A 12,867-nucleotide genomic window follows, 5' to 3' on the forward strand; every position below is an offset into this window, starting at 1 on the left:
GGCGTTGGCTTTTTTTAGTCAACTCCAGGAGTCAAGAATTGAACCGGCGCCAAATTCTGGCTGGCCTTGCGGCAATGCCACTGCTTCAGTCGGAGAAATTTACGGCGCAGGCGAGTGCGGCAGAGCAATCAAAAGCCTTTGATCCATCGGTCGTTCGCCAGTTGGCGCGGCAGCTTGCTGCCAAACCCTACCAGGCGCCGGACAGCAAATTGCCGGCGCCGCTGTCGGATCTCGACTACGATGCCTACCGGGCGATCCGCTTCGATCCGGAGAAGGCGCTGTGGCGCAGCGATCATCTGCCGTTCGAGGTGCAATTCTTTCACCGCGGCTTTTTCTACAAGAACCGGGTGACGATCCACGAGGTCGCCGACGGCCAGTCGCGGCAGATCCCGTATCGTCCCGGCGATTTCTCGTTCGGCGCGACGCCTCCGCCGCCAACCGATGACGACCTCGGCTTTGCCGGATTTCGCATCCATACGCCGCTCAACCGGCCGGACTATTATGACGAGGTCTGCGTCTTTCTCGGCGCCAGCTATTTCCGCGCGGTGTCGAAGGGCGAGCATTACGGCCTGTCGGCGCGCGGGCTGTCGATCGACACCGGGCAGAGCAGCGGCGAGGAGTTTCCGCTGTTCAAGGCGTTTTGGCTGGAACGGCCGGCGCCGGGCGCCTCATCTATGGTCGTCCACGCCCTGCTCGACAGCAAAAGCGTTACCGGCGCCTATCGTTTCACCATCCGCCCAGGCGAACCCACGGTATTCGACGTGGAGATGGCGCTGTATCCGCGCGTCGATCTCGAACATGCCGGGTTGGCGCCGATGACCAGCATGTTCTTCTTCGGACCAAACGACCCCAGCGAGGTCCCGGATTTTCGCCCGGCGGTTCATGATTCCGACGGGCTCGCCATCTATAACGGGCGCGGCGAAGAATTATGGCGGCCGCTGTGCAACCCGCGCGATCTGCAGGTCAGCGTGTTCGCCGACCTCAACCCGCGCGGCTTCGGCCTGATGCAACGCGAGAAAAACTTCGTCGCCTATCAGGACCTCGAATCCCGCTTCGGATTACGACCCAGCCTGTGGGCCGAGCCGATCGGCGACTGGAGCGAAGGCGCGATTCAGCTGATCGAAATCCCCACCAAGGAAGAAGTCCACGACAATATCGCGGCGTTCTGGGCGCCGAAGACGGCGCTGAAGGCCAAGGGCGAACATATCTACACCTATCGCCTGCACTGGGGACCGGACAAGCCGAAGCCCTCGTCGCTGGCGCGGTTTTCGCGCACCGGGATCAGCGCACGCGGCGACGACCGGCTGTTTGTGCTCGACATCATCGGCGACAACCTCAAGGGCATCGACGCCAAGGCCGTCCGCGGCATGGTCTCGGCCAATACCGGCGAGATTCGCAATGTGGTGACGCAGCCGAATCCCGAGACCGGCGGCTGGCGGCTCAGCTTCGACATGAAGCCGGATACGCCCCCTGTCGAATTGCGGGCCTCACTGATGCAAGGCGAAACGGCGCTGTCCGAAGTGTGGGTCTATCGATGGACGCCTTGAACCGGCTGAATCTGGAAATCGAAACCAGCGCGCCGGCCGCGCGCGACCCGTTGCCGCCGGAAGCGCCGCTCGCCATGCCGGTCCAGTCATTGGGCACAGTCGCGCGCAATGACTCTGGCGAAGGCGTGGCGATCGGGACCCGCGTTCCCCATTGGCGGCGGGCATTGATCATGCTCGCCACCGCGGCGGTGACCTGCCCGGGCATCTACGAGATGTATCAGGTGCTGCAGGTCGGCGGCGTCACTATCCTGGAAGGCATCGTGCTGGCGCTGTTTGCCGCGCTGTTCGCCTGGGTGGCGCTGTCATTCGTCTCAGCGCTGGCCGGCTTCGCAGCACTGCTGAGCGGATGGCGCGACGATCTCGGCGTCGCCGGCGACGGCCCGCTGCCGGCGTTTTCCCTCCGCGTCGCGATGCTAATGCCGACTTATAACGAAGAGCCACAGGCGGTGTTTGCGCGGCTGCAGGCGACCCGCGAATCGGCCGACGCGACCGGCTTCGGCACGCAATTCGACTGGTTCATCCTGAGCGATACCACTGATCCGGCGGTGTGGGTGGCGGAGGAGAAATGCTATCTCGCGCTCGCCGCGGCGGGCGGCAATTTGTACTATCGCCACCGCAAGGACAATCACGCGCGCAAATCGGGCAATATCGAGGACTGGGTCAAACGCTTCGGCGGCCATTACGATTGCATGATCATCCTGGATGCCGACAGCGTGATGACCGGCGATGCCCTGGTCCGGCTGGCCGCGGCGATGCAGCGCAATCCGCATGTCGGGCTGATTCAGACCCTGCCGATCGTGGTCAATGCGCGGACGCTGTTCGCCCGGCTGCAGCAATTTGCCGGTCGGATGTACGGCCCGATGATCGCCGCCGGCATCGCCTGGTGGCACGGCTCCGAAAGCAATTACTGGGGCCACAACGCGATCATTCGGGTCGCGGCTTTCGCAACCGCCGCCGGCCTGCCGACGCTGCCCGGACGCAAGCCGTTCGGCGGCGATATTCTGAGCCATGATTTCGTCGAGGCGGCGCTGATGCGCCGCGCCGGCTGGCACATCCACATGGCGCCGACGCTGCGCGGCTCCTACGAGGAATGCCCGCCGTCGCTGCTCGATTTCGCCGCCCGCGACCGGCGCTGGTGTCAGGGCAATCTGCAGCACAGCAAGGTGCTGCCGGCGCGCGGCCTGCATTGGGTGTCGCGGCTGCATTTCCTCACCGGCATCGGCTCCTACATCACCGCCCCGATGTGGCTGGCCTTCCTGGTCGCCGGCATCCTGATTTCGTTGCAGGCGCAGTTCGTGCGGCCCGAATATTTCCCCAAGGGGTATTCGCTATTTCCGCACTGGCCGGCGCAGGACCCGGTGCGCGCCGCCTGGGTGTTCGCCGGCACCATGGGACTGCTGATCTTCCCGAAGCTGCTGGCGCTGTTTCTGGTCGTGATCCGGCGCGAGCAGCGGCTCGGTTTCGGCGGCGGCTGGCGGGCCACCGGCGGCCTGCTGTTTGAAACCCTGGTGTCGAGCCTGACCGCGCCGGTGATGATGGTGTTTCAATCTTCGGCGGTCGCCGGAATTCTGATGGGGCGTGATTCCGGCTGGAGCGTGCAGCATCGCGACGACGGCGCCATCCCGCTGCGCGAAATCGCCCGCCGCTACGCTGCGCCGTCCTGGCTCGGCGTCGGGATGACGGTCGCGGCCGTGCTGGTTTCGTGGCCACTGCTGCTGTGGATGACCCCCGTCATCGTCGGTCTTGTCCTGGCAATTCCCGTGGCGATGTGGACCGGCCGAACGGCGAGCAAGCCGAAAGGTACGGGACTTCTGGTGACTCCGGACGGCGCCGCGACGCTGCCGATCCTTGCCCGGGTGCACGACATCCGGGCAAGTCTCAGCGAAACCGAGTCCGCCGAGGATCCGCTCATCGCGTTGCGTCGCGATGACGCTCTACGCGAACTCCACCTCGCCGGCCTGGCACATCAACCCGCCCGCCAACGCGGCCGCGTCGACCCGGCGCTGGCGCTGGCCCGCGTCCGGATCGACGACGCCCATTGCATCGCCGAAATCGTCGAATGGCTGGACAAGCCCGAAATGCGCGCGACCCTGGGTGACCGCGACACCCTGCTGCAGGCGATCGGCATGCGTGACACCGCAAGCGATCCTTCGGCCAACTGACACAGGCCGACTCCGCCTCGGCCACGACGACAGCCGCGGCGACAGGATGTACCGCACCGGCCCAACCAGCAGCGTCAGCGTGGTCGACGACATGATGTTGCCGATCACTCAGCGCCCAAAGGCGGGCGCCGAGGATCTATCGCTTTCCCAACGCACTCTATGAGGTGAGTTGGCGTGGTGAGGTTAGTTCGATTCAATGGGCGTCTGTCGGCCGGATATGATCTCGCCGAACCTTTCCCAGCTCTGGCCCTTGAATCTGATCAGTTGCAGATCCTGAATGGGGCCGAAATCATTGGCGCTGGTGTTCATCTTGATGCCGGGCAGCAAGCCGTCGAGTTCGACATCCTTCAATGAGCCCGCCTGCTTCATGACGTTCTTGCGTGTCAGATCGTCGCCGCAGGCTTTCAGGACATAGACGAGGGATTGGGCAGCCGAATATCCGGTCAGGACCAGCACGTCATTACGATTCCCCTTGGGATAGTATTTGGCGAGGAATTCGTCGAAGCGACGGATACCAGGATCGTCCTTCCACTGGGGGTCGGTCGGGTCCTTCAAATAGGTGGCGGAAATAATGCCCTGGCCGTTCTCTATGCCGGCAGGCTTCATCACGCTCGCGACCGAGATCGAGACGCTGGTCATGACGTGCATCGGCTTCCAGCCGATTTCGGCCATTTTCTTGATGGCTTGCGCGGCGAATTTCGGGGTCGCAAAGTTGACGAGGACGTCGGCATTGGCCGAGCGCATTTTGACGATATGCGAATCGATCGTCGGCTCCGAGGTCTCGTAGCTTTCCTCGGCCACGATCATGGAGTTCGCCTTTTCACCCAACCCGTCCCTGAAGCCCTTTCTGAAATCTACGCCGGAATCGTCATTCTGGAAGAACACGGCGATCTTGGCGTCGGGCTTCTCCTTCAGGATGAATCTGGCGAAGATGCGGGCCTCGCTCTGGTAATTGGGCTGCCAGCCGGTAGTCCACGGGAAGTGCTTCGGGTCGTTCCATTTCGTAGCTCCGCTGGAGACGAAGAGCTGCGGCACCTTTTTCACATTCATGTATTTGTGGATGGCGCTGTTGGTGGGCGTTCCCAGGGCGTGGAAAATCAGCAGTACCTCATCGCTCTCGACCAGCTTGCGCGCCTGCTCGACAGTCTTTGGCGGGCTGTAGGCATCGTCATAGGAGATGAAATTGACCTTGCGCCCGTTGATGCCGCCTTGGTCGTTGATCATTTTCATGTAGGCGGCTTCGGTCTCGCCGATTACCCCATAGGCGGAAAGCGGGCCGCTATACGGCATGATGTTGCCGATCTTGATCTCGCTGTCGGTGGCGCCAACGTCGTATTTTTTCTGCGCCAAGACACTGGTGCTGGCGCCGACGGACAGCGCGATAGATAGCGGGATGACCCGCCAGAGAAGCTTGCTGAACGACATTCTATTCTCCTTGGGCTTTCGGGTCGCTTGAATGCGCCTCTGTTCGCTTTATCCCGGTCGACCGACAGGCGGGGCAGCCAGGATCAGCTTGACAACCAACCCTGTCATTAATGTACAGTGGATGCAATGTACATTTTAAAAGGGAGAGCAGGAATGCCCAAGGTTCTGTCGTCTGCGCAGATCGATGGTTTCTGGAAGGACGGATATGTGGCGCCGGTTCGAGCGATCTCGACGGACCGCGCCGCCGCCATGCGCAAGGAGCTCGAGGCGTTTGAGAGCAGCACTGGCGGACCGCTCAGCGGACCGTTCCGCAACCGCAGCCATCTGCTGTTCACCTGGCTCAATGAGCTGATCCGCGACGAACATATCGTCGATGCAATCGAAGATCTGTACGGCGAAAACCTGCTGTGCTGGGCCAGCAGTTTCTTCATCAAGGAGCCGGAGGATCCGTCTTTCGTATCGTGGCATCAGGACTCCACCTATTGGGGCCTGTCGAGCCCCGATGTGGTCACAGCCTGGATCGCGCTGTCCGAAAGCAACAAGGCGAACGGAGCGCTGGAGGTGGTGCCCGGCTCGCATTTGCAGGATCAGATTCCGCACCGTGACACGTTTTCCAAGAACAACATGCTGACGCGGGGGCAAGAGGTCGCCGTCGACGTCGACCCGAAATCGGCGGTGATGCTCGAACTCGAGCCGGGCGAGATGTCGCTGCATCATGTCCGGCTGATTCACGGATCGGCCCCCAATCCCTCGAAACGCCGCCGCATCGGCTTCGCGATCCGTTATATGCCGACATCGGTCCGTCAGCTCGAAGGAGAAGACAGCGCCTCGCTGGTTCGCGGCGTCGACGCCGAGGCGACCTTCGAGCACGAGCCGATCCCCACCCGCGACATGGATCCTGTGGCGGTCGACTTTCATCGCAGGCAGCACGAACGCTCGATGAAGATCCTCTACCGCGGCGCGCAGGTTCCCGCATAACCACGGAAGTTCTAGGCGACAATGGCATTTCAGGCCGCGGTACTGAGGACGTTCGACGCCCCGTTGTCGATCGAGACGTTGGACGTCAGAGGCCTGCGGGACAGCGATGTCGTTGTCAGGATTGCGGCCGCGAGCCTTTGCCATACCGATCTCGAAGCGGTCAGGGGACAGTTGGGAGGCCCGCTTCCCGTCGTCCCCGGCCATGAGGCGGCCGGCGTGGTGGAATGGACCGGCAGCGCCGTCCAGCGCTGCAGGCCGGGCGACCACGCCATCCTGTCGTGGAATCCAAATTGCGGTCACTGTTACTATTGCGCGAGGCGGCAGCCTATCCTGTGCCAGCAATATCGCGACAATGCGCCCGCCGCGTTTCACTTCGACGGTCAGCCCCGCCTGTTTGGCGATGACACGCCGATCCACCAATTGATGTACACCGGGGCGTTCGCCGAACTGGCCGTGCTGTCGGAGGACTGCGTCATCCCGGTTTCGAAGGATATCCCCTTCGACCGTGCCTGTCTGATCGGCTGCGGGCTGATGACCGGCGTCGGGGCGGTCCTCAATGTCGCCAAAGTAGTGAAGGGGTCGCGTGTCAGCGTCCTCGGTTGTGGCGCCGTTGGACTATCTGCAATCCAGGGTGCGCGACTGGCGGGAGCCGAGCGCATCATTGCGATCGACCGCGATCCGCGGAAGCTCACCTTGGCCGCCCTGCTCGGGGCTACCCACACCCTGACGGCGGATGACTCGCTATTGGCGCTACACGCCGATCACACCGACGGACGCGGCGCCGATTTCGTGTTCGAGGCCGCCGGAAGCCCCCAGGCATTCCAGTCGAGCCTCGACATCGTGCGCCCCGGCGGCAGCGTGGTCTGGCTTGGAAAATTGCCCGCGACTCAGCCGCTATCGCTGCGGTGGGGCTCTTTGATGGGCGAGAAGAACATCGTCCGGGCGAGCTATGGCGGCGCCGTTCCGGCGCGCGACTTTCCCTTGCTGGTCGACGCCTATCTGGCAGGAAACCTCAAGCTCGACGAATATATCACCAGCCGGATCCGTCTCGCCGACATCAATGACGCCCTGGACCGGCTCCACCGCGGCCTTGAAATACGCTCGGTCATTCAATTTTAGGAATTGCAGCTAATGCATCCCCCCATGCAAGCCGACTGGATCGATGCGCCGCATGACCGGCTTCGCGTAGCACGGCTGGATCTTGAGAGCGGCGAATCGATCGACGATTTCGAGCTTAGCTACGCCGTCCATGGAGATCCGGCCAGCCTCCTTCCGGTGACTGTTGCCCTCTGTGCCATCGGCAGCAGCCATCACCGCTTGGATTTCCTGATCGGAGACGGCAAGGCACTGGACCCTCGCCGCACCAGAATTCTGGCGATCGATGCGATCGGCAACGGGCTGAGCAGTTCGCCGTCGTTGTCGCAACGCCAGGCCAGGACGGATTTTCCCCGCTTCACCATTCGCGACATGGTCAACAGTCAGAAATTGCTGATCGACCATCTCGGCATCGATGTCGTCGACCTGGTGATCGGCGCCTCAATGGGCGGAATGCAAGCCCTGCAATGGGCGGTGTCCTATCCCGAGCGTGTCAACAAGGTCGTAGCTATGACGCCGATGGCCAAATCCACCGCTTGGTCGGGCGCCATCAACCACGCGGCGCGGCTCGCCCTGCAGAGCCATGCACCCGATCCGGTTACTTGCCCGGACGAGCTCGCGCGGCGATGGGAAAGCTGGTCGGTCATTCTCCAACTGCTGTGCGCACGCACGCCTGCCAGCGTCGATCGTCAGTTTGCGAGTCCCGACGAGGTTCGGTCATGGCTGACGTCGCGGTCCAATCTTTGGATCGACCAGGGATTTGATCCGCTCGATTGGATCTATCAGTCCTGGGCCTATGACGGGCACGATGTCGGCGGCACGCCCGGTTTTGCGGGCGATACGGCCGCCGCCTTGCGCGCGATTCGCGCCCGAACCTTGATTGTTCTGCCCTCGCTGGATCTCTACAATCCTGTCGAAGCAGGCCTCTGGGCGGCCGAGCAGATCCGCGATTGCGACTTGGTGCAGGTGGATACCGATGCCGGGCACATCATGGCCAGTGCGGCGGAGTCCGCGACCGCACGCCTGCTGAACCGACGAATTGCCGAGTTTTGCGCTAAGTGAGATTGCGGGACCAGCGTTGGCCGATTCTCGCCGCGAGTCCCGGACGGTGAACGAGCAAATGAAACCACAATCGACAGCCATGACCGACACGGTCGAAAAGACATCGATGCAGCAGAACACTTTTCTGTTGTTGAAGCGAATGATCGACGAGGGACGGATTCGTCCCGGCGAGAAGCTGCTCGAAGCGCAAGTCGCCAAGGCCTTCGGGATCAGCCGTTCTCCCGCCCGGCACGCACTACGGGCGCTGTGCGACGCAAAGATCGTTCTGGAGCTGGGCGGCCGCGGCTATCTGGTGGCGGGCTGTCCGGAAGCCGACGATGTCGGGCGGACGGCCTCGCTTGACGTATCTCGGATATTGCCCCTCCCGCAATGGGAGCGGGTCTATCAGAAACTCCAGCAGGAACTCTGCATCCGCGTGCTCTTTGATTCCGTACGGATTATTGAAGCACCGCTCGCCGAATGCTTCGGCGTGAGCCGCACCGTTGCGCGCGACGTTCTGGGGCGCATGCACAGCTTGGGCGAAGTGAACAAGGATGGGCTCGGCCGCTGGATCGCCCCCAGGGTATCGGCCGAAAAGATCCGTGAACTGTTCGAAATGCGCGCCATATTGGAACCGGAGGCTTTACTTCGTGCCGCACCGCTGGTCGCGCGCGGAGAGCTGGAGCGCATGCGAAGCAATGTTCAGTCGACGATATCCGGCGGGCAGGTCGAGATCGGTACAGTCGGGCAGCTCGAGACCGACCTGCATATCAATCTTCTGGCCCACTGTCCCAATCGAGAGATTGTCAAGGCGCTCGGCAGAACACACCTGCTGTTCGTACCAAGTCTGTACTTGCTCAATGCCAGCCTGCGCGTTCCCCGCGGCGACATGGACGACGCGCTTGATGAGCATCTCGAAATCATTGATCAATTGCTTGAACGAAACGTTCGCAAGGCGACGGCTTCGCTGCGAATCCACCTGAACGAGGCGACGTCGCGCTGGCTTCGGCGTTTCGAGATTTTCGCCAAAGTCGATCGTTCTCCCCTGCCCGACTATCTCGTATCTCTTGGCGACGAGATTGACGTCGGCTGACGCAACGACAGCGCCCTGCCAGCCGGCAATTCGAGGCAGCCCGAAGGCCTCCGACTTCGGACCCAATTCGATGTTCAAGCCCTTGCCGAGAGAAACCACAGGGAAACGGCAAGACGTTCCTTGATCGCAGATCGCAGCGCCTCGTTCGATCCCGATCGAGTTTCCGAAACAATGGCGGGCAGCGCTTAGAGCAATTCCGGTTCTGATAGGATCAGAACCGGAGCTCTAGATTCTTATTTTGACGCGTTTTCTTCACGCGAACCGGCGCCCACTTCGCTCGAAAACGCTCTAAGAAAATGAGACCGTTATCACTGGACACCCTGGTCTTGGCCAGCAAAGTCTGCGGCTGCGACCCGCCTGGTTTCGCGACGGAACAGGATGTAAAGCGCCGGCAGCACCAACAGCGTCAGGATGGTCGACGAGATGATGCCGCCGATGACGACGGTGGCCAGCGGGCGCTGCACCTCGGCGCCGGCGCCGGTCGCAATCGCCATCGGCACGAAGCCCAGTGCCGCCACCAATGCGGTCATCAACACCGGACGCAGCCGCGTCAGCGCCCCCTCCCGCACGGCATCCACGATCGCGTGGCCCTCGTCGCGCAATCGCTGAATGAAGGTGATGATGACCAGACCGTTGAGCACCGCGACCCCGGACAGTGCGATGAAGCCGATGCCGGCGCTGATCGACAGCGGAATATCGCGCAGGATCAGCGCAAAGATGCCGCCGGTCAACGCCAGCGGCACACCGCTGAACACCAGCATTGCATCCGCCACCGAGCCGAGACTGACGAACAGCAGCAGGAAAATCAGCAACAGCGCGATCGGCACCACGATGGTCAGACGTTGCGTCGCCGACACCAGCTGCTCGAACTGGCCGCCCCACCCGGTCCAATACCCCGCCGGGATCTTGACCTGTTCGGCGATCTGACGCTGGGCATCCGCCACGAAGGAGCCGAGATCGCGGCCCCGCACATTTGCCGACACCACGATCCGGCGCTTGCCGTCCTCGCGGCTGATCTGGTTCGGGCCGGGGGCGAGCTCGATCTGCGCCAGTTCGAACAGCGGCGCGTAGCGGATCTGGGCCAGCGGCGAGTTGCCCCATAGCGCCGAGGTCACCTTGGCCTCGCCTTCGAGCGGCGGCAATGGAATCGGCAAGGCCTTGATGGCTTCGACATTGGAGCGCAAATGCTCGGGCAATCGAACGATCAGTTCGAACCGCCGGTCGCCCTCGAACACCAGGCCCGCGCTCTTGCCGCCGACCGCGATCTCGACGAGGTTTTGCACATCGGCGACGCTGATGCCGTATCGGGTCAAGGCCTGGCGATCGAGCTTGACGGTCAGGACCGGAAGGCCGGAGATCTGCTCGGTCTTGACGTCGGCGGCACCCTGCACCTTTTGCAGGACCGCCTGGATTTCGCCGCCGACCCGCGCCAGTACATCGAGATCGTCGCCGAAGATCTTGACGCCGACATCGCTGCGCACCCCGGAAATCAGCTCGTTGAAGCGCAGCTGGATCGGCTGCGACAATTCATAGCTGCTGCCAGCGATTTCCTCGGCCGCTTTCTCGACCTCTTCGACAACCTCAGATTTGGCCCGCGTCGGATCCGGCCATTGCCCGCGCGGCTTCAGCATGACGTAGCCATCCGAGATCGAGGGCGGCATCGGGTCGGTGGCGACCTCCGCGGTCCCGGTGCGGGCGAACACCTCCTTCACTTCCGGGATCTTGAGAAGGCGCTTTTCGAGCAGTTTCTGCATTTCCAGCGCCTGCGTCAGGCTGGTGCCGGGAACGCGCAGCGCCTGGATTGCGATGTCGCCCTCGTCCAGGCTCGGGATGAATTCGCCCCCCATCCGCGACGCCGCAAAGCCGCTGACGACGACCAGCACGGCGGCCAACACCGCGACGGCGCCGCGATATCTGATCGATCGCGCCAGCAGCGGAACATAGCCGCGCAGCGCGGCGCGCATGAACCAGTTCTCCTTCTCTGACACTCGGCCGGTGACCAGCAGGGCTACGGCCGCAGGCACGAAGGTCATCGACAGGATGCTGGCGCCGAGCAGAGCGATCAGCACCGTGAGCGCCATCGGGGTGAACATCTTGCCTTCGACGCCGGTCAAGGTGAGCACCGGCAGATAGACCACGGCGATGATCAGGGTGCCGAACAGGCTCGGCCGGATCACCTCGCGCGAGCCGGCGAGAATCGTCTCGAAGCGTTCGTCGCGGGTCAGGATGCGCCCTCGGCGCGCCTGCTCATGCGCCAGCAGACGCAGGCAGTTCTCGACGATGATCACGGCGCCGTCGATGATGATGCCGAAATCGATCGCGCCGAGGCTCATGAGATTGGCGCTGACCTTGTTTTCGAACATCCCGGTGATGGTGAACAGCATCGACAGCGGGATCACGAAGGCGGTGGCGATCGCGGCCCTGAAGTTTCCGAGAATGAGAAACAGGATCGCGATGACCAGCAGCGCGCCCTCGACAAGGTTCTTCTGAACCGTCGCGATAGTGGCGTCGACCAGATGGGTGCGGTCATAGATCGCGCGCGCCACGACGCCGTCCGGAAGCGAGCGTCCGATCTCGTCGAGCCTGGTGGCGACGCGATGCGCCACGGTTCTGCTGTTCTCCCCGATGAGAAGCATCGCGGTGCCCATCACCATCTCGTTGCCATTGAGCGTCGCCGCCCCGGAGCGCAGATCCTTGCCTTCCCGCACATCGGCGACGTCGGAAATGCGAACCGGCACACCGTTGCGCGATCCGATGACGACCTGCTTGATCTGTTCGATATTGGCGATCTGCCCCGGCGTGCGGACCAGATATTGTTCGCCGTTGCGCTCGATATAGCCGGCGCCCACATTGGCGTTATTGGCTGCGAGCGCGGCCATCACGTCGCGGAAGCTGAGCCGATAGGCCATCAGCTGCGCCGGGTTCGGCAGCACGTGGAATTGCTTCTCGAAGCCCCCGATGGTGTTGACCTCGACCACGCCCGGCACGTTGCGTAGCTGCGGCTTGATGATCCAGTCCTGAATGGTGCGCAGATCGGTCGGGCTGTAGGCCTCGCCGTCGGACCGCGTAGCTCCGGCCTTGGCTTCCACGGTGAACAGATAGATCTCGCCGAGACCGGTCGAGACCGGCCCCATCGCGGTTTCGATGCCGGCCGGAAGCTGATCCTTCACCTGCTGGACCCGCTCATTGACAATCTGCCGGGCGAAATAGATGTCGGTCTTGTCCTTGAAGACGATCGTGACCTGGCTCAGCCCGTAGCGCGACAGCGAGCGCGTGCTCACTAGTTCGGGCAGGCCGCCCATCGCGGTTTCGATCGGAAAGGTGATGCGTTGCTCGACTTCGAGCGGCGTATAGCCCGGCGCGTTGGTGTTGATCTGGACCTGGACATTGGTGATGTCCGGCACCGCGTCGATCGGAAGCCGGGTGCTGTTCCAGACTCCCAGCGCAGCCATCAGCACCACGCCGATCATCACCAGCCAACGGTGGCGGACGGAAAACGAAACAACGGCGTCGATCATCGAAACTC

Annotated in this window: 8 protein-coding genes; 6 read left to right on the forward strand and 2 right to left on the reverse strand. The window is 62.7% G+C overall.

Annotated features, from left to right (window positions below; translation table 11 throughout):
• Positions 1–38: 38 nt before the first annotated feature.
• Both RBJ75_RS17150 and mdoH read left to right on the forward strand, forming a co-directional pair.
• The gene (locus RBJ75_RS17150; protein ID WP_044413861.1) at positions 39–1,547 is read left to right on the forward strand and encodes a glucan biosynthesis protein G; all 1,509 of its coding nucleotides are present in this window, start codon (positions 39–41) and stop codon (positions 1,545–1,547) included.
• Complete coding sequence (gene mdoH, locus RBJ75_RS17155) at positions 1,535–3,709, forward strand: glucans biosynthesis glucosyltransferase MdoH (protein ID WP_044413863.1); 2,175 nt, start codon at positions 1,535–1,537, stop codon at positions 3,707–3,709. Before RBJ75_RS17150 ends, mdoH begins: the two co-directional genes overlap by 13 nt.
• A gap of 183 nt (positions 3,710–3,892) precedes the next feature.
• On the opposite strand, the gene RBJ75_RS17160 is transcribed toward mdoH, so the two are convergent.
• Positions 3,893–5,134 carry an ABC transporter substrate-binding protein gene (locus tag RBJ75_RS17160; RefSeq protein ID WP_044413865.1) on the reverse strand — a complete coding sequence of 414 codons (1,242 nt, stop codon included), beginning with the start codon at positions 5,132–5,134 and terminating at the stop codon, positions 3,893–3,895.
• Between the two features lie 153 nt (positions 5,135–5,287).
• Here RBJ75_RS17160 and RBJ75_RS17165 point away from each other — a divergent pair, with 153 nt between their 5' ends.
• The 4 genes from RBJ75_RS17165 (at position 5,288) to RBJ75_RS17180 (ending at position 9,341) form a co-directional block, all read left to right on the forward strand.
• A complete protein-coding gene (locus tag RBJ75_RS17165) occupies positions 5,288–6,112 on the forward strand; it encodes a phytanoyl-CoA dioxygenase family protein (RefSeq protein ID WP_044413867.1) in 825 nt (274 codons plus the stop codon).
• Positions 6,113–6,133: 21 nt separating this feature from the next.
• Positions 6,134–7,231 carry a Zn-dependent alcohol dehydrogenase gene (locus RBJ75_RS17170; RefSeq protein WP_276156511.1) on the forward strand — a complete coding sequence of 366 codons (1,098 nt, stop codon included), beginning with the start codon at positions 6,134–6,136 and terminating at the stop codon, positions 7,229–7,231.
• 24 nt (positions 7,232–7,255) lie between these two features.
• Positions 7,256–8,269, forward strand: a complete 1,014-nt coding sequence (locus RBJ75_RS17175; protein WP_044405721.1) for an alpha/beta fold hydrolase — start codon at positions 7,256–7,258, stop codon at positions 8,267–8,269.
• Between the two features lie 79 nt (positions 8,270–8,348).
• Positions 8,349–9,341 carry a GntR family transcriptional regulator gene (locus RBJ75_RS17180; RefSeq protein WP_044405723.1) on the forward strand — a complete coding sequence of 331 codons (993 nt, stop codon included), beginning with the start codon at positions 8,349–8,351 and terminating at the stop codon, positions 9,339–9,341.
• A gap of 308 nt (positions 9,342–9,649) precedes the next feature.
• Here the strand turns inward: RBJ75_RS17180 and RBJ75_RS17185 are convergent, their stop codons facing one another.
• Positions 9,650–12,859, reverse strand: a complete 3,210-nt coding sequence (locus RBJ75_RS17185; RefSeq protein WP_044408350.1) for an efflux RND transporter permease subunit — start codon at positions 12,857–12,859, stop codon at positions 9,650–9,652.
• Between the last annotated feature and the right edge of the window lie 8 nt (positions 12,860–12,867).

The organism is Rhodopseudomonas sp. BAL398, assembly GCF_033001325.1.
GTDB lineage: Bacteria > Pseudomonadota > Alphaproteobacteria > Rhizobiales > Xanthobacteraceae > JARJEH01.